The following is an 18,052-nucleotide window of genomic DNA, read 5'->3' on the forward strand; positions in this document are numbered from 1 at the left end:
TGATCCGCGCCTATGCTCAACAAGCCAAGGCAGTCGCCGCCCCTGGGAAATAATCCCCAGCGGGCGGTAAACGGGCCAGCTTTTCAAGTGTCCAAGGCAGTTCACGCAATAAGGAAACCTGCAGCGATGGCGTACTACCGCACCCCCAAAGATGTCACCGCCCTGCCAGCCTGGCAGGCGCTCGAGCAGCACCGCGAAGCCATGCAGGACTTCAGCATGCGCGAGGCATTCAACGCCGACCCGCAACGCTTCAATGAGTTCTCCCTGAGCAGCTGCGGGCTGTTCCTGGACTACTCCAAGAACCTGATCAACGGCCAGACCCGTGGCTTGCTGGTTGACCTGGCGAATGAAGTTGGCCTGCAGGACGCGATCAAGTCGCTGTTCGCCGGCGAAATCCTCAACGCCTCCGAAGGCCGCCCGGCTCTGCACACCGCACTGCGCCGCCCAGTAGGCGACAAGCTCAACGTCAACGGCGTCAACGTGATGCCGGAAGTGCACAAGGTGCTCAACCAGGTTACTGAACTGGTCGGCAGGATCCACGACGGCCTGTGGCGCGGCTACAGCGAAAAACCGATTACCGACGTAGTGAACATCGGTATCGGCGGCTCGTTCCTCGGCCCCGAGCTGGTTTCCGAGGCCCTGCTGCCCTACGCCCAACGCGGCGTGCGCTGCCACTACCTGGCCAATATCGACGGCAGTGAATTCCATGAACTGTCGGCCAAGTTGCGTGCCGAAACCACGCTGTTCATCGTTTCGTCGAAATCCTTCAACACCCTGGAAACCCTAAAGAACGCCCAGGCCGCACGCGCCTGGTACCTGGCCCAAGGGGGTTCGGAAGCCGAGCTGTACCGTCACTTCATCGCGGTATCGAGCAACAAGGCGGCTGCGGTGGCCTTCGGCATTCGTGAAGAAAACATCTTCCCGATGTGGGACTGGGTCGGCGGGCGCTACTCGCTGTGGTCGGCCATCGGCTTGCCGATTGCGCTGGCGATCGGCACCGCAAACTTCAAGGAACTGCTGTCCGGTGCCTACACCATGGACCAGCACTTCCAGAACGCCCCGTTCGAACAGAACATGCCGGTGCTGCTGGCCCTGCTTGGCGTGTGGTATGGCAACTTCTGGGGCTCGCAAAGCCACGCGATCCTGCCGTACGACCACTACCTGCGCAACATCACCAAGCACCTGCAACAGCTGGACATGGAATCCAACGGCAAGAGCGTCCGTCAGGACGGTACACCCGTGACCTATGACACTGGCCCGGTGATCTGGGGTGGTGTTGGCTGTAACGGCCAGCACGCCTATCACCAGTTGCTGCACCAGGGCACCCAACTGATCCCGGCCGACTTCATCGTGCCGGTGGTGAGCTTCAACCCGGTCGCCGACCATCACCAATGGCTGTACGCCAACTGCCTGTCGCAAAGCCAGGCGCTGATGCTCGGCAAGACCCGCGCCGAGGCCGAGGCCGAACTGCGCGACAAGGGCATGAGCGAAGCCGAAGTACAGAAGCTGGCGCCGCACAAGGTGATCCCGGGCAACCGTCCGAGCAACACCCTGGTGGTCGAGCGGATCAGCCCGCGTCGCCTTGGCGCATTGGTGGCGATGTACGAACACAAGGTGTTCGTGCAGAGCGTGATCTGGGGTATCAATGCCTTTGACCAGTGGGGCGTTGAACTGGGCAAGGAGCTGGGCAAAGGCGTTTATCAACGCCTGACCGGCAATACCGAGGAGGCGGCTGAAGACGCATCCACCCAGGGCCTGATCAACTACTTCCGCGGCCGTCACCGCGGCTGATCCAAGCCCCTGCCGGGTGTAGCAGCTACACTGTCCAGTCGATAGCTGCTGCACCCTGTTCCCCTCTGCGGGAGCCGGCCTTGCCGGCGATGCAAAGCACCGCTTTGCCCAATTCGGAATACGCGTGCAGCCCTTCGCCGGCAACGCCGGCTCCCACAAGAGCAGGATAGGGCCCGCCATGTTCGATATCCGCCAGTTCCCACACGCCGACGCTGTCAACAAAGCCGCGCAAATGAGCCCGGCGCACTATCAGGCGCTGTACCGCCAATCGATAGAGGACCCCGACAGTTTCTGGGCCGAGCAAGCCAAGCGGCTGGACTGGATCAAGCCTTGGAGCCAGGTTCAGCAGTGCGACATCAGCACCGGCGCGGCCACCTGGTTCAAGGACGCCCAGCTCAACGTCAGCTACAACTGCATCGACCGTCACCTGGCCACGCGCGGCGAGCAAACCGCCCTGCTCTGGGAATCGGACGATCCAAACACATCCGCCACCATTACCTACCGCGAACTGCACCAGCAGGTCTGCCGCCTGGCCAACCTGCTCAAGCAGCGTGGGGTGAAAAAGGGTGATCGCGTGTGCATCTACATGCCCATGGTGCCGGAAGCCGCCTATGCCATGCTGGCCTGCACCCGTATCGGTGCCGTGCACTCCGTGGTGTTCGGCGGCTTTTCTCCGGATGCCTTGCGTGACCGGATCCTGGATGCCGACTGCCGTACCGTGATTACCGCTGACGAAGGCGTGCGGGGCGGCAAGACGGTTGCCCTGAAGAACAACGTCGACCAGGCCCTGCAAAGCTGCCCGAACGTCAGCAGCGTGGTCGTGGTCAAGCGCACCGGAGGCCCGGTGGCCTGGAGCGCTGGCCGTGACCTCTGGTACCACGAGGCGATCCAGCAAGTGAGCGCCGAGTGTCCAGCCGAGCCGATGAATGCCGAAGACCCGCTGTTCATCCTCTACACCTCCGGCAGTACCGGCAAACCCAAGGGCGTGCTGCACAGCACCGCCGGCTACCTGCTACAAGCGACCCTGACCTTCAAGGTGGTGTTCGACTACCGCGACGGCGAAGTGTTCTGGTGTACCGCCGATGTCGGCTGGGTCACCGGCCACAGCTATATCGTCTACGGCCCGCTTGCCAACGGCGCGGTATCGCTGATGTTCGAAGGTGTGCCGAACTACCCCGACACCTCGCGCTTCTGGCAGGTGGTCGACAAGCACAAGGTGAATATTTTCTACACTGCCCCGACCGCCCTGCGTGCGCTGATGCGCGAAGGCAGCGCTCCGTTGCAGTCGACCTCGCGCAAAAGCCTGCGGCTGCTGGGCAGTGTTGGCGAGCCGATCAACCCGGAGGCCTGGGAGTGGTACTTCCATCAAGTCGGCGAGGAGCGCTGCCCGATCGTCGATACCTGGTGGCAGACCGAAACCGGCGCGATCATGCTCAGCCCGCTGGTCGGCAACTCGAGAATCAAGCCAGGCTGCGCCACCCAGCCGCTGTTCGGCGTGCAACCGGTACTGCTCGACGACAAGGGCAAGCTGATCGAAGGCGCAGGCAGCGGCCTGCTGGCGATCAAGGCCAGTTGGCCGGGGCAGATCCGTAGCATCTACGGCGATCACCAACGCATGATCGACACCTACTTCAAGCCCCTGCCCGGCTATTACTTCACCGGTGACGGCGCCCGCCGCGATGAAGACGGTGACTACTGGATCACCGGGCGAATCGACGACGTGATCAACGTCTCCGGCCACCGCATCGGCACTGCCGAGGTGGAAAGCGCCCTGGTTCTGCACGACAGCATCGCCGAAGCCGCTGTGGTCGGGTACCCTCACGACCTCAAGGGCCAAGGCATCTATGCCTTTGTCACGCCAATGAAAGGCGTCACCCCGGACGACGCGCTCCGGCAGGAACTGCTGGCGCTGGTCAGCAAGGAGATCGGCAGCTTCGCCAAGCCCGAACTGATCCAGTGGGCACCGGCGCTGCCCAAGACCCGTTCGGGCAAGATCATGCGACGTATCTTGCGCAAGATCGCCTGCAACGAACTCGACAACCTGGGCGACACCTCGACCCTGGCCGACCCCAGCGTGGTCCAGGGCCTGATCGACAAACGCCTGAACCAGTAGAGCGGCGCCGTTGCCAAGGCGCCTTAAGGGAGCCATGGAAATCATACGCCGTCGTATTGAAACGCAGCTGTTGAGCCTGACCGGCCTCGCCCTCGGGCAACTGGACCTGGTGAACCCCAAGGGTGATCCGGGCCTGTTCGGCCCGCAGAGTGTCAGCTGGCAGGTGCATGGGGACTTTCCCAGCATGCTGATCGGCGGCATCAGTGCACTGATGCTCCAGGCCCTGCACCCGCTGGCGCTCGCCGGGGTGTGGGACCACTCGAACTTTCGCCAGGACATGCTCGGGCGTTTGCGCCGCACCAGCCAGTTCATCTCCGGCACGACCTTCGGCTCAACCCGCGACGCCGACTGGTTGATCGACAAGGTGCGCACCATTCACTTGCAGGTTGTCGGTGCCGCCGCCGATGGCCGCGCCTATGCCGCAAGCGATCCGGACTTGCTGACCTGGGTGCATGTCGCCGAAGTCAGCAGCTTCATGGCCGCGCACCTGCGCTATCGCAACCCGCAGCTCAGCGAAGCCGAACAGGACCGTTACTACGCCGAGATCGCCTTGATCGCCGAACGCCTGGGGGCGCGCAACGTGCCGCGCTCACGCCGTGCGATTGCGGACTATCTGCAGAACATCCGCCCACAGCTGGTGTGTGATGAACGCAGCCATGATGTGCTGCACGCCCTTCTCGACGCCCCCGCCCCGAGCCGCATGGCCAAGCCGGTGGCCAACGTGATGATGCAGGCCGGCATCGCGCTGTTGCCCACCTGGGCCAGCGACATGCTCGACCTGCACCAGGGCCCACTGAAGCGGCGTTTGGTTGGGCTGGGGATTGACAGCGTGGCGCCGATCCTGCGCTGGGCCATGCGCGACAGCTCCGCCCACCGTGCCCGCAGGCGCATGGGGCTGCCGGCCTGATCGCACAGGAGGGGCTGCACTGGCCCCTCCTGTACCGCCAGCTGTTAAACTGCACGTCCGCAAACCAAGGCCACGTGCATGTCCCTCTTGAATCAGGCGCTGCGCGCCGCCCTCCTCGCCCGCCAGTCACTGCTTGCCGAGCTGCATGCCCAGGGCACCGACTGCTACCGTTTGTTCCATGGCAGCCAGGAAGGCGCCGGGGGCCTGACCATCGACCGCTACGGCCCGCAATTGCTGGTGCAGAGTTTTCACCAGAGCCTGGATCGCGAAAGCCTGCTGGACCTGCACGGCACCATCGAGCAAACGCTCGGCCTGGAATTGCTGCTGGTGTACAACGACCGCTCCCAGGGCAACAGCCGGGTTGATCGCCGCGACACGGTGTACACACCCAGTGACGCGGCATTGGCCGATCTGGTCGGTCACGAATGGGGCCTCAACTACCGCGTACGCGGCCGCCATGCCGGGCAAGACCCGCTGCTGTTCCTCGACCTGCGCAACGCCCGTGGCTGGGTCAAGCAGCACAGCGCCGGCAAACGCGTGCTCAACCTGTTCGCCTACACCTGCGGCGTTGGCCTGAGCGCCGCCGCCGGTGGCGCGCGTGAAGTCTGCAACCTCGATTTCGCCGAGGGCAACCTCGCCGTCGGCCGTGAAAACGGTGCACTGAACCCGCAACTGGCGCCCATGGAATTCATCCAGTCCGACTACTTCCCGGCCATTCGCCAGTTTGCCGGCCTGCCGATTGCCCAGCGTCGCGGGCACAAGTTGCCGGCGTATCCACGCCTGGAACAACGCGAGTTCGACCTGGTGCTGCTCGACCCGCCTGCCTGGGCCAAGAGCGCCTTTGGTACGGTCGACCTGCTGCGTGACTATCAAAGCCTGCTCAAGCCCGCACTGCTCAGCACGGCCGAGGACGGTGTGCTGATCTGCTGTAACAACCTGGCCAAGGTCAGCATGGACGACTGGCGCGAACAGGTGCTGCGCTGCGCGGAAAAATCCGGGCGCCCGGTGCGTGAATGGCAGGAACTCAAACCGGCCGGCGACTTTCCGTCGCAGGATGGCCAGCCACCCTTGAAGTCCTTGATCCTGCACCTGTAATGCGAAAAAGCTGGGGGTTGTCGGCAAATTACGACGACCTTCGGAACCGAATTAACGTGCCATACTCCAAGCACTCCCGATTTCAGATAGACGACGCCGCACATGCCCAAAGGATTGAAACGCGCCCTCGGCGCCTTGTTGGCCGTCCTGGCCCTGTACAGCCTTCTAGGTTTCCTGATCTTGCCCGGCATCGCCTTGCGTGTGGCCAACCAGCAGTTGGCCCAGTTTGCGACCGTACCTGCGCACTTGCAGCGCATCGAGCTCAACCCGTTCAGCCTTGAGCTGACCTTGTGGGGCTTGCAGATCGGTGAGCCAGGTAAAGAGCAGGTCGGCTTTGAACGCCTGTATGCCAACCTGCAAATCGACAGCTTGTGGACCCACGCCCTGCACCTGGCTGACGTCGAGCTGGACAAGCCACGCACCGAGTTGCTGTTCGCAAAAGACGGCAGCCTCAACCTCACCCAGCTGTTCAAACTGCCCGCCAGCGAGCCCAAGCCAGAGGAACCGGCAAGCGACCCGTTCCCGCTGCGCATCGGTAGCATCAAACTGAGCGAAGGCTACCTGCACTTCCAGGACCTGCGCCCAAGCGAGCCGATCGCGTTCCTCTACGACTCGATGAACCTGGAGCTGAAGAACCTCAGCACCCTGCCTGATGACAACACCGACATGACCCTGGTCGCGGTTGGCCCGGCGGGTGGGCGCATCGACTGGGCGGGGACTTTCAGCCTGGTGCCGATTGCCTCCGAAGGCACGCTCAAGGTCACTGACGGCAAGATGAAGTACTGGTGGCCCTATGTGCGTGACGCCGTACCACTGGTGCTTGAAGATGGCGTGCTGAGCCTGGACACCCACTACAAGCTCAACTTGTCCAAGGAAACCGAGCTGCTGCTCAGCAATACCTCGATCAAGGTTGCACCCTTCGCGATCAATGCCCCTGACGGTCGGCCTCTGGCACGTCTGGCCAGCCTTGAAGTGAGTGAGAGCTCGGTCGACCTGGCCAAGCAACTGGTTACCGTTGGCAAGATCCGCAGCGAGAAACTGGAAACCTGGGCGGCCCTTGAAGCCGATGGCCAACTGGACTGGCAGAAGCTTTTCGCCAGCCAACCCGACAAGGCCACACCCAAAGAAAAGGCAGAGCCTGCCGCTGCCGAACCGACACCTGAAGAAAAAGCCGCCACCCAGGCGCCGAGCAAACCTTGGCAAGTGCTGCTCAAGGACGTTCAACTGCGCAATTACCAGGTGCACCTGGCCGACCGCTCGAAGAAAGAGCCTGTGGCACTTGATGTGGGCCCACTGAACCTGGACCTGCAAAACTTCGACAGCCTCAATCAGTCGCCTTTCACCCTCAAGCTCGACAGTGGCATTGGCAAACAAGGCAAGCTGCAGGCCTCGGGTGAGGTCAACCTGGCTCCGGTCAGCGCCAAACTCAAGGTAGCGACCCAGGACATCGACCTGCGGATTGCCCAGGCCTACATCAGCCCGTTCATTCGCTTGGAGCTGCGTAGCGGCATGCTCGGCAGTGACCTCAACGTCGACCTCAAGAGCACCGAGCCACTGGCCTTCAGTGTCGGCGGCAAGGCTCAGGTCAACCAACTGCATACCCTCGACACCATCAAGGACCGCGACTTCGTCAAGTGGCAGCAACTGAACCTCGACGGGCTGGAATACCGTCACGGCGATGCCCTGAGCATTGCCAAGGTGACCCTGCTGCAACCTTATGCGCGCTTCATGATCAACGAAGACCGCACCACCAACATTGACGACCTACTGATCCCGCAACCGGCGGACAGCAGCGCCAAGCCCCAGGGCAAGGCGGCCAGTGCTGAAAAGCCGTTGGGGGTACGTATCGGTGCCATCGCGATCAACGATGGCTCTGCCAACTTCGCTGACTTCAGCCTGACGCCCAACTTCGCCACGGCCGTGCAACAGCTCAATGGTCAGGTTGGCACCATCGACAACCGTCAGCCCAAGCCGGCTCCGGTCGATATCAAGGGTAAGGTCGACCGTTATGCGCCGGTTACCATCAAAGGCGCGCTCAACCCGTTCGATCCAATGGCCAGCCTGGATATCGCCACCAGCTTCAAGCGCGTCGAGCTGACCACACTGACGCCTTACTCCGGCAAATTTGCCGGCTACCGGATCCGCAAGGGTCGCCTGAACCTCGACCTGCACTACATGATCACCCAGGGCAAGCTCAAGGCCGAGAACAAGCTGGTGGTCGAGGAGCTGCAACTGGGCGAGAAAGTCGACAGCCCGGATGCCGTCGACCTGCCGATTCGCCTGGCAGTGGCATTGCTCAAGGACACTGACGGCAAGATCTCCATCGAACTGCCGGTTACCGGTGACCTGAACAACCCCGAGTTCAGCGTGATGCCGATTGTCTGGCAGACCTTGCGCAACCTGGTGCTGCGCGCTGCGCAGGCCCCATTCAAGTTCATCGGCGGCTTGATCAGCGGTGGTGATGCGCAGGACCTGGGCAGTGTGGCCTTTGCTGCCGGCTCCAGTGATCTCAGCCCGGATGCCCAGGGCGCCCTGGACAAGCTCGCAGCAGCCCTGAAGGAGCGTCCTGCGCTGCGCCTGGAGATTGAAGGCACCAGCGCGCAGACCAGCGATGGCCCGCTGATTGCCCAGCAGCGTCTGGAGCGTGAGTACCAGAGCACCTACTACAAGATGCTCCAGCGTCGTGGCGACAAGGTGCCGGCACAGGCCTCGCTGCTTGAGGTGCCGGACAGTGACAAGCCGGCCATGCTCGAAGGTATCTACCGGACCCGCCTGAAACAGCAGCCACCAGCAGAATGGACGCAGCTGGACCGTGAGGAGCGCACTGGCAAGTTACGCGATGCAGTACTCAAGTCCTGGGCAGAAAGCGCCCTGTTGCTGCGCCAATTGGGCCAGGCACGGGCCAGCAGCATCAAGGACTACCTGGTCGACAAGGGCCAGTTGGCGGATGACCGCGTGTACTTCGTCGATGCCAGCCTGGGGCAGGCGGAAGCCGATGGCCGCGTGATCTCGCCACTGCATCTGGATGCCGAGTAACGCCATGCTGTTGTAGCCGCTGCCGCCAGGCTGCGCTCGCCTGCAACGCAGGCGCAATGGCCACAATGGTCGCATGATTGGGAGGCCTCTGGCCTCCAACGCAGCCTTACGGCAGCGGCTACAAGGTCATATCCATCCCATAAAGAAGCCCCGGCAACCAGTGCCGGGGCTTTGAGTGACCAAGTCCTTTTGGTCTTTCGCATGAACCGTCAGGATCAGCGAGCAGGGACTAACCTGTGTTACTCGGCTTTCAAGCCATCAGCCGAAACGGCTTTCACACCTTTGATCTTCTTCGTGATATTCACAGCAGTGGTTTTCTGCGCTTCGGTGACCGCCACGGTCGACGACAGGGACACCACGCCTTTGTTGGTTTCAACCTTGATGTCGGTACCAGGGATGCCTTTCTCGGTCATCAGGTCGGATTTGACCTTGGTGGTGATCCAGGTATCGGAAGTAGCTTCTGTCGCCTTGGTCATCTCACCGGCCGCAACGGTCAGTGGAGCCTGGGCGGGCTGTTGGGCAAATGCCGCGTTGGCCATGGTCAGGGTCAGAGCGGTGGCAGTAGCGGCAGCAATAGCGAACTTCTTCATACGAGACACTCCTGTTTTTCGAAAAGTCTGCGCCGTGAGTCCTGGCAGCAGGGGTATCTGTAGTGTTGCAGCCGTTGTGCCAACTTCAAGAAAGTAATTTTTATCTTATAAATCAATAACTTAATAATTTCAGAGAAGACGTTTATCGTGCAATTTGCACGTTGGCGTTAAATCGCGCGTGCAAGATGCAAGTCCACTCAACAAATGCCGCCCATAAAAAAAGGACCCCGCAGGGTCCTTTTTTCAAGCGTGATGCTTAGACGCCCGAAGCCTTGGCTGCGGCAACGTCCTTGATCGACAGCTTGATACGGCCGCGGTTGTCCACGTCCAGTACCAGTACTTCAACTTCCTCGCCTTCTTTGAGGATGTCAGTCACTTTCTCAACGCGAGCATCGCTCAGCATGGAGATGTGAACCAGACCGTCCTTGCCCGGCAGGATGTTGACGAAGGCACCGAAGTCGACGATGCGCTCGACCTTGCCGACGTAGATCTTGCCGATTTCGGCCTCGGCAGTGATGCTCAGAACGCGCTGGCGCGCGGCTTCTGCTGCGTCTTTGGTCTCGCCGAAGATCTTGATCGAACCGTCGTCTTCGATGTCGATCGAAGCCTTGGTTTCTTCACAGATGGCACGAATGGTCGCGCCGCCTTTACCGATGACATCACGGATCTTGTCGGTGTCGATCTTCATCGCGATCATGGTCGGTGCGTTTTCCGACAGCTCGGTACGCGACTGGCCAATGATCTGGTTCATCTGGCCGAGGATGTTCAGGCGCGCTTCCAGGGCTTGGCCCAGGGCGATTTCCATGATCTCTTCGGTGATGCCGTTGATCTTGATGTCCATCTGCAGCGCGGTAACACCTTTGGCGGTACCAGCAACCTTGAAGTCCATGTCGCCCAGGTGGTCTTCGTCACCCAGGATGTCGGTCAGGACAGCGAATTTCTCGCCTTCTTTAACCAGGCCCATGGCGATACCGGCAACCGGTGCCTTCATCGGAACACCAGCGTCCATCAGTGCCAGGGAAGCACCGCAGACCGAAGCCATGGAGCTGGAACCGTTGGATTCGGTGATTTCCGATACCACACGGATGGTGTACGGGAACACGTCGGAAGCTGGCAGCATGGCCTGGATCGAACGACGAGCCAGACGGCCGTGGCCGATTTCACGACGACCAGCACCACCCATGCGACCACACTCGCCCACCGAGAACGGAGGGAAGTTGTAGTGCAGCATGAACGGGTCTTTTTTCTCGCCTTCCAGGGTGTCCAGCAGCTGTGCGTCACGCGCAGTACCCAGGGTCGCAACGACCAGGGCCTGGGTTTCGCCACGGGTGAACAGGGCCGAACCGTGGGTCTTCGGCAGTACGCCGACTTCGATGTTCAGCGGACGCACGGTCTTGGTGTCGCGACCGTCGATACGTGGCTTGCCGTTTACGATGTTTTCGCGAACGGTGCGGTATTCGATTTCGCCGAAGATTTCTTTGACTTCGCCAGCAGTGGCTTGGCCTTCGTCACCGGAGAACTTGGCGATCGCCTGATCACGCAGCTCGCCCAGGCGCGCATAACGGTCGGCCTTGACGGTGATGGTGTAAGCCTGGGAAACGGCTTCGCCCAGCTCGGCGCGGATAGCGTTCAGCAGCTCGGTGTTGGCAACGGCTGGTTTCCAGTCCCAAGTAGGCTTGGCAGCTTCAGCGGCCAGCTCTTTGACAGCCTGGATGACTACCTGGAGTTCGTCGTGGGCGAACAGAACGGCGCCCAGCATCTGGTCTTCGGTCAGCTCTTTGGCTTCCGATTCAACCATCAGTACGGCGTCGGAAGTACCGGCGACGACCATGTCCAGGCTCGAGGCAGCCAGTTGCTCGTAAGTCGGGTTCAGCAGGTAGCCGGTGCTTTCGTGGAAAGCAACGCGCGCAGCGCCGATCGGGCCTTCAAACGGAATGCCGGAGATCGCCAGGGCAGCCGAAGTACCGATCATCGCAGCGACGTCCGGATCGGTTTTCTTGCTGGTGGAAACGACGGTGCAGACAACCTGCACTTCGTTCATGAAGCCTTCTGGGAACAGCGGGCGGATCGGACGGTCGATCAGACGCGAGGTCAGGGTTTCTTTCTCGGAAGGACGGCCTTCACGCTTGAAGAAACCACCAGGGATCTTGCCGGCGGCGTAGGTTTTTTCCTGATAGTGAACGGAAAGAGGGAAAAAGCCTTTGCCTGGGTCAGCTTGCTTGGCACCGACCACGGTCACCAGTACGGTGACATCGTTGTCGACGGTGACCAGCACGGCGCCGGAGGCTTGACGAGCAATACGGCCCGTCTCGAGGGTAACGGTCGATTGACCGAACTGGAACTTCTTGATTACCGGGTTCACGGTTTCCTACCTTTTTCAGTGGCTCTGGGGGAACGGGTTCTTGCGAATTCTTGGGCAGAACGGGGAATCGGCCCCATTGACCGTCCAGATAAAACTAAAGGCTGGGAGCCTGCCCTGCCCTTGCGTAAAACGCTCAGGCGAGACAGACAGCCAACCTTATAGATATGCGCGACGTGCTCATCGGCGCCGGTGCCAAAAGCCCCGACCGAAGACTGCAGCACGCCGTGCACACCACTGGCCAGGCCGCTATTAGCGACGCAGACCCAGACGACCGATCAGGGCGCTGTAACGAGTGGTGTCTTTACCTTTCAGGTAGTCCAGCAGCTTACGACGCTGGTTTACCATGCGGATCAGGCCACGACGGGAGTGGTGGTCTTTACCGTTGGCCTTGAAGTGGCCTTGCAGCTTGTTGATGTTAGCGGTCAGCAGTGCAACTTGCACTTCTGGGCTACCGGTATCACCGGCGGCTTGCTGAAAGTCGGTAACGATCTGAGCTTTTTCTTCAACGCTGAGTGCCATCTGGCTTCTCCAAATCTAGGGAACCCGCTTACACGGTTTCCAACAGGCCAGGGACAAGTCCCTGTTTTCATAAAAGTGAGGAGTGACCGTGCCTGTTAACAGCCATCCTCTAACCCGCCAGCACCCGACCGAGGCCTTGCCCTGACGGTTTCGATCATTCTGACCGAATCAGTCGACGTGGCGCGATACGCCCGTCTTCGCTCACTTCACCGATACCGATGAAGCGACCATTGTGATCCTGTACCCGAACCATGCCGAATTGCGGCGCGTCCGGTGCGCGTACCGGCTGACCATGCAGCCAATAGAACGCACTGTGCTCGGAGAACTGCAGCAGCGGCCAGTCTTGCAGCCCGCTGTCCGATGGCATCAGGAAGCGATCAACCGCTTCGTTGCCACCCTCGGCGTGCACCTGTTCGAGGTCCTCGACGGTAACCGTCTGGGCCAGCTCGAACGGGCCGGCATGCGTACGACGCAGTTCGGCAACATAAGCGCCGCAGCCGAGCATCTCACCGATGTCTTCGACCAGCGTGCGGATATAGGTGCCTTTGCTGCATCCGACCGACAAACGAACCCGGGTGCCTTCGCACTCGAGCAGTTCCAGCCGGTGAATAGTAACAGAACGCGGTTCGCGCTCCACTACTTCACCTGCACGTGCCAGCTTGTACAGCGGCTGGCCATCACGCTTGAGCGCAGAGTACATCGGCGGTATCTGACTGATTTGACCACGAAAATGTGGCAAAACAGCTTCAATATCCGCGCGACCAACGGTCACTTCGCGGGTCTGCAGAATTTCGCCTTCCGCATCGCCCGTGGTGCTGGTCTGGCCCAGTTGCATGACCGTCTCGTAGCCCTTGTCGGAATCGAGCAGGTACTGCGAGAACTTGGTCGCCTCACCGAAGCACAGCGGCAAGACGCCGCTGGCCAAGGGGTCGAGGCTACCAGTGTGGCCGGCCTTCTCGGCGTTGAGCAGCCAGCGGACCTTCTGCAGCGCTGCGTTGGAGGTAAACCCCAACGGTTTGTCGAGCAGGATGATGCCGCTGACGTTACGACGGATACGCTTGACCTGAGCCACCGCTTACTCCTTGGTGTCCAGGGGGGTATCGTCGGCCTGGTGCTGACTGTCTTCGGCGACAGCGCGCTCGATCAAGGCCGACAGGTGGGCACCACGCGTGACGCTCTCGTCGTAGTGGAAATGCAGCTGCGGCACACTGCGCAGTTTCATTTCCTTGCCCAATTGCATGCGCAGGAAGCCTGCAGCCGAATTGAGCACCTTGAGGCTTTGCTTGATGTCTTCAGCGCTGTCCTGCCCCATCACGGTGATGAACACCTTGGCGTGACCGACATCGCGGCTCACGTCGACGGCGGTGATGGTCACCAGGCCGACACGTGGGTCTTTGACTTCACGACGAATCAGCTGGGCCAGCTCGCGCTGCATCTGATCGCCAATACGTTGGGTACGGCTGTATTCTTTTGCCATGTTTTGCTACCTGTAACTAAAGCGGCAAACGCCCGGCCAGGCTTGAGCCGGACCGGGCGTTGCGTTCAGAGCCGCGGGGAGCTGCCTTGCGACAGGCTGCCAGCGGTTCCCAAGCTCCTACCTTAAAGCGTACGAGCCACTTGGACTTTCTCGAAGACTTCGATCTTGTCGCCGACCTTGACGTCGTTGTAGCTCTTGACGCCAATACCGCACTCCATGCCGTTGCGAACTTCGGCGGCATCGTCCTTGAAGCGACGCAGCGATTCCAGCTCGCCCTCGAAGATAACCACGTCTTCGCGCAGTACACGGATTGGGCGGTTACGGTAAACCGTACCTTCCACGACCATGCAACCAGCGATGGCACCGAACTTCGGCGAACGGAACACGTCACGGACTTCGGCGATACCCAGGATGTTCTCGCGAACATCGCTGCCGAGCATACCGGTCAGGGCTTTCTTGACGTCTTCAATGATGTCGTAGATCACGTTGTAGTAACGCATATCCAGACCTTCCTGCTCGACGATCTTGCGCGCGCCGGCATCGGCACGCACGTTGAAGCCGAACAGTACTGCATTGGAAGCCAGTGCCAGGTTGGCGTCGCTCTCGGTGATACCACCGACACCGCCACCCACTACACGCACTTGTACTTCGTCGTTGCCCAGGCCGTTCAGGGAACCCTGAAGTGCCTCGAGAGAACCACGAACGTCGGCCTTGAGGACGATGTTGAGGGTCTTCTTCTCTTCCTGGCCCATGTTCTCGAAGATGTTTTCGAGCTTGCCGGCGTGAGCGCGAGCCAGTTTGACTTCGCGGAACTTGCCTTGACGGAACAGGGCAACTTCACGGGCTTTCTTCTCGTCAGCCACTACCGACAGATCGTCGCCAGCGTCCGGAGTGCCATCCAGGCCGAGGATCTCGACCGGGATCGACGGGCCGGCTTCCTTGATAGGCTTGCCGTTCTCGTCGAGCATGGCACGTACACGGCCATAGTTCGAACCGCACAGGACCATGTCGCCTTGACGCAGGGTACCGTCTTGAACCAGCACGGTAGCCACTGGGCCACGGCCCTTGTCCAGGCGCGATTCAACCACGACACCACGGCCAGGAGCCGATGGAGTTGCCTTGAGCTCGAGGACTTCGGCTTGCAGCAGGACAGCTTCCAGCAGCTCGTCGACACCGGTACCCATCTTGGCCGAAACCGAAACGAATGGCGTTTCACCGCCCCACTCTTCGGAAGTCACGCCGTGCACCGACAGTTCGCTGCGGATGCGGTCCAGGTCTGCACCCGGCTTGTCGATCTTGTTCACCGCAACAACCAGCGGAACGCCAGCAGCGGTTGCGTGCTGAACAGCTTCGATGGTCTGAGGCATCACGCCGTCGTCAGCCGCGACCACGAGGATCACGATGTCGGTCGCCTTGGCACCACGGGCACGCATTGCGGTAAACGCGGCGTGACCTGGGGTGTCGAGGAAGGTGACCATGCCGCGTTCAGTTTCAACGTGGTAGGCACCGATGTGCTGGGTGATACCACCGGCTTCGCCAGCAGCAACCTTGGCACGACGGATGTAGTCGAGCAGCGAGGTCTTACCGTGGTCAACGTGGCCCATTACGGTCACAACTGGTGCACGGGAGAAGGCCTCACCTTCGAACTTCAACGACTCGGCCAGGGAATCTTCCAGGGCGGTGTCGCTGACCAAGGTAACCTTGTGACCCAACTCTTCGGCGACCAGTTGAGCGGTCTCCTGGTCGAGCACCTGGTTGATGGTCACCGGAGTGCCCAGCTTGAACATGAACTTGACGATCTCAGCGCCCTTGACGGACATCTGGTTGGCCAGGTCGGAAACCGTGATGGTCTCGCCGATCCGCACGTCGCGAACGAGCGGGCCAGTCGGGCTCTGGAAGCCGTGGGCATTGCGCTTCTTCGACTTGCCCTTGCCACGGCCACCACGACGGAAGCCATCGCTTTCTTCGTCGGTGGTACGTGGAGCGGCACGCGGAGTTGGCGCTTTTTCCTTGACCTTGACCGAAACGCGTGGCGCTTCGTTGCGGCGCTCACCGGCACCACGACGATCGTCATCACGAGTCTTGTCTGGGCGACGAGGGGCGTCATCACGCTTGCGCTCGGCAGCAGGTGCCGGTGCCGCGTCACCAGCCTGGGCAGCAGGTGCTGCAACAGGTGCAGCCGGTGCTGCTGGAGCGGCAGGTGCCGCAGCGACAGCATTCGGCTGACGATCATCGGCACGTTGACGCGCTTCAGCTTCAGACTTGTCACGTGCGGCATTTTCTACCGAACGACGTTCTTCCAGCTCACGCTTCTGCTCAGCCTGGATTTCTTCAGGGCTGCGCTGTACGAAAACTTTCTTCTTGCGTACTTCTACGCTGATGCTCTTGCTACCGGCAACACGCAGGGTGCTGGTGGTTTTGCGCTGCAAGGTAATCTTGCGCGGCTCTTCCACTTTCGCCTTGTGGCTGCTTTTCAGATGAGTCAGCAGAGCCTGCTTCTCACTGTCGGTCACTACCTGACCGGCGTCGGTGTGCGGCAGACCTGCCTCACGCATCTGCTGCAGCAGGCGCTCTACCGGTGCAGCGACCTCTTGGGCCAATTCTTTCACCGTGACTTGCGTCATGCACTTCTCTCCTCAGGCCGCGCCTAATTACTCGAACCAGTGGGCTCGGGCGGCCATGATCAACTTGCCGGCACGCTCTTCGTCGATGCCGTCGATGTCGAGCAGGTCATCAATCGACTGCTCGGCCAGGTCTTCGCGGGTAATTACGCCGCGCACCGCCAGTTCCATCGCCAAATCCTTGTCCATACCCTCAAGCGAGAGCAGGTCTTCGGCCGGATGGGCGTCTGCCAGCTTTTCCTCTGTAGCGATGGCTTTGGTCAACAAACGATCCTTGGCGCGAGCGCGAAGCTCATTGACGATGTCTTCGTCAAAGCCGTCGATGTTGAGCATTTCTTCCAGCGGTACGTAGGCAATCTCTTCCAGGCTGGTGAAGCCTTCATCGACCAGCACCTGTGCCAGCTCTTCGTCGACTTCCAGCTCGTCGATGAAGTTGCGCAGGATGTCACCGGTTTCAGCTTGCTGCTTGGCCTGGATGTCCGATTCGGTCATCACGTTCAGGGTCCAGCCAGTCAACTGGCTGGCCAGACGGACGTTCTGGCCACCACGACCAATCGCCTGGGCCAGGTTGTCTGCACCCACCGCGATGTCCATGGCATGGGCGTCTTCGTCAACGATGATCGCCGCGACTTCTGCCGGCGACATGGCGTTGATGACGAATTGAGCCGGGTTGTCATCCCACAGGACGATATCCACACGCTCACCACCCAACTCGCCGGACACTGCCTGTACACGCGATCCGCGCATACCAATACAGGCGCCCTGCGGGTCGATACGCTTGTCCTTGGAACGGACAGCGATCTTGGCGCGCGAACCCGGATCACGGGAGGCGGCCATAACTTCGATCAAGCCCTCGGCAATTTCCGGGACTTCAATACGGAACAGCTCGATCAGCATCTGAGGCGCGGTGCGCGACAGAATCAGCTGAGGGCCGCGGTTCTCGGTGCGGATTTCCTTGAGCAGTGCACGAACACGCACACCTACACGGAAAGTCTCGCGAGAAATGATGTCTTCGCGGGCCAGCAGCGCTTCGGCGTTGTTACCCAGGTCCACGATGACGTTGTCACGGGTGACCTTCTTAACGGTGCCGGAGATGATCTCACCCAGACGTTCGCGGTAGGCGTCGACGACTTGAGCGCGCTCGGCTTCGCGAACTTTCTGCACAATGACTTGCTTGGCAGTTTGCGCGGCGATGCGACCGAACTCGATGGACTCGATTTTCTCTTCGATGACGTCGCCCACTTTCGCTTCAGGATGAGATTCCTGAATCTTCGCTGGCCAGACTTCGATGGCTGGATCATCCAGATCCGCCTCTTCGACGACAGTCCAACGACGGAAAGTTTCGTAGCTACCGGTGTGGCGGTTGATTTCCACACGCAGGTCGACTTCGTCGTCAAAACGTTTTTTGGTTGCAGTGGCCAGGGCCACTTCCAGCGCTTAAAAAATTACGCCCGCCGGTACACCCTTTTCATTGGATACCGACTCAACAACCAGCAGTACTTCTTTGCTCATCGTACGCCTCGCCTTTCGCAAGCCATTGG

11 protein-coding genes and 1 pseudogene are annotated in these 18,052 nt (G+C 60.7%); 5 read left to right on the forward strand and 7 right to left on the reverse strand.

Annotated features, from left to right (window positions below; genetic code table 11):
* The first annotated feature begins 126 nt into the window (after positions 1 to 126).
* The 5 genes from pgi to M5G11_RS03205 all read left to right on the forward strand — a co-directional run bounded on the left by pgi (position 127) and on the right by M5G11_RS03205 (position 8,942).
* On the forward strand, positions 127 to 1,791 hold the full coding sequence (gene pgi / locus M5G11_RS03185; RefSeq protein WP_273909659.1) for a glucose-6-phosphate isomerase: 1,665 nt from the start codon (positions 127 to 129) through the stop codon (positions 1,789 to 1,791).
* A 178-nt stretch (positions 1,792 to 1,969) separates the two neighbouring features.
* Positions 1,970 to 3,904, forward strand: coding sequence for an acetate--CoA ligase (gene acs, locus M5G11_RS03190; protein ID WP_273909658.1), 1,935 nt, complete (start codon positions 1,970 to 1,972; stop codon positions 3,902 to 3,904).
* Between the two features lie 34 nt (positions 3,905 to 3,938).
* Entirely contained in the window at positions 3,939 to 4,811 is an 873-nt protein-coding gene (locus M5G11_RS03195; RefSeq protein ID WP_273909657.1) for an oxygenase MpaB family protein, read from the forward strand.
* A gap of 78 nt (positions 4,812 to 4,889) precedes the next feature.
* Positions 4,890 to 5,906, forward strand: a complete 1,017-nt coding sequence (locus M5G11_RS03200; protein ID WP_273909656.1) for a class I SAM-dependent rRNA methyltransferase — start codon at positions 4,890 to 4,892, stop codon at positions 5,904 to 5,906.
* 102 nt (positions 5,907 to 6,008) lie between these two features.
* On the forward strand, positions 6,009 to 8,942 hold the full coding sequence (locus M5G11_RS03205; RefSeq protein ID WP_273909655.1) for a DUF748 domain-containing protein: 2,934 nt from the start codon (positions 6,009 to 6,011) through the stop codon (positions 8,940 to 8,942).
* 239 nt (positions 8,943 to 9,181) lie between these two features.
* Here M5G11_RS03205 and M5G11_RS03210 read toward each other — a convergent pair whose 3' ends face one another.
* From M5G11_RS03210 to nusA, 7 genes and pseudogenes are all read right to left on the reverse strand, one after another.
* Positions 9,182 to 9,532 carry a BON domain-containing protein gene (locus M5G11_RS03210; protein ID WP_273909654.1) on the reverse strand — a complete coding sequence of 117 codons (351 nt, stop codon included), beginning with the start codon at positions 9,530 to 9,532 and terminating at the stop codon, positions 9,182 to 9,184.
* Positions 9,533 to 9,788: 256 nt separating this feature from the next.
* Complete coding sequence (gene pnp, locus M5G11_RS03215; RefSeq protein ID WP_273909653.1) at positions 9,789 to 11,894, reverse strand: polyribonucleotide nucleotidyltransferase; 2,106 nt, start codon at positions 11,892 to 11,894, stop codon at positions 9,789 to 9,791.
* Between the two features lie 249 nt (positions 11,895 to 12,143).
* A complete protein-coding gene (gene rpsO, locus M5G11_RS03220) occupies positions 12,144 to 12,413 on the reverse strand; it encodes a 30S ribosomal protein S15 (protein ID WP_012274241.1) in 270 nt (89 codons plus the stop codon).
* Positions 12,414 to 12,567: 154 nt separating this feature from the next.
* Entirely contained in the window at positions 12,568 to 13,485 is a 918-nt protein-coding gene (gene truB / locus M5G11_RS03225; RefSeq protein WP_273909652.1) for a tRNA pseudouridine(55) synthase TruB, read from the reverse strand.
* 3 nt (positions 13,486 to 13,488) lie between these two features.
* Positions 13,489 to 13,890, reverse strand: coding sequence for a 30S ribosome-binding factor RbfA (gene rbfA, locus M5G11_RS03230; RefSeq protein ID WP_273909651.1), 402 nt, complete (start codon positions 13,888 to 13,890; stop codon positions 13,489 to 13,491).
* A gap of 122 nt (positions 13,891 to 14,012) precedes the next feature.
* Entirely contained in the window at positions 14,013 to 16,514 is a 2,502-nt protein-coding gene (gene infB / locus M5G11_RS03235) for a translation initiation factor IF-2 (RefSeq protein WP_273909650.1), read from the reverse strand.
* A gap of 27 nt (positions 16,515 to 16,541) precedes the next feature.
* Positions 16,542 to 18,023 (reverse strand): annotated as a pseudogene (gene nusA / locus M5G11_RS03240) (transcription termination factor NusA).
* Between the last annotated feature and the right edge of the window lie 29 nt (positions 18,024 to 18,052).

The organism is Pseudomonas fontis, from assembly GCF_028656955.1.
Classification (GTDB): Bacteria; Pseudomonadota; Gammaproteobacteria; order Pseudomonadales; family Pseudomonadaceae; genus Aquipseudomonas; species Aquipseudomonas fontis.

Excerpts from the sequence above, each read along its gene's own strand:
- M5G11_RS03195 (WP_273909657.1), top strand. The coding sequence starts at position 3,939 with ATGGAAATCATACGCCGTCGTATTGAAACGCAGCTGTTGAGCCTGACC.
- M5G11_RS03210 (WP_273909654.1), bottom strand. The coding sequence starts at position 9,532 with ATGAAGAAGTTCGCTATTGCTGCCGCTACTGCCACCGCTCTGACCCTG.
- pgi (WP_273909659.1), top strand. The coding sequence starts at position 127 with ATGGCGTACTACCGCACCCCCAAAGATGTCACCGCCCTGCCAGCCTGG.
- infB (WP_273909650.1), bottom strand. The coding sequence starts at position 16,514 with ATGACGCAAGTCACGGTGAAAGAATTGGCCCAAGAGGTCGCTGCACCG.
- M5G11_RS03200 (WP_273909656.1), top strand. The coding sequence starts at position 4,890 with ATGTCCCTCTTGAATCAGGCGCTGCGCGCCGCCCTCCTCGCCCGCCAG.
- acs (WP_273909658.1), top strand. The coding sequence starts at position 1,970 with ATGTTCGATATCCGCCAGTTCCCACACGCCGACGCTGTCAACAAAGCC.
- M5G11_RS03205 (WP_273909655.1), top strand. The coding sequence starts at position 6,009 with ATGCCCAAAGGATTGAAACGCGCCCTCGGCGCCTTGTTGGCCGTCCTG.
- rpsO (WP_012274241.1), bottom strand. The coding sequence starts at position 12,413 with ATGGCACTCAGCGTTGAAGAAAAAGCTCAGATCGTTACCGACTTTCAG.
- rbfA (WP_273909651.1), bottom strand. The coding sequence starts at position 13,890 with ATGGCAAAAGAATACAGCCGTACCCAACGTATTGGCGATCAGATGCAG.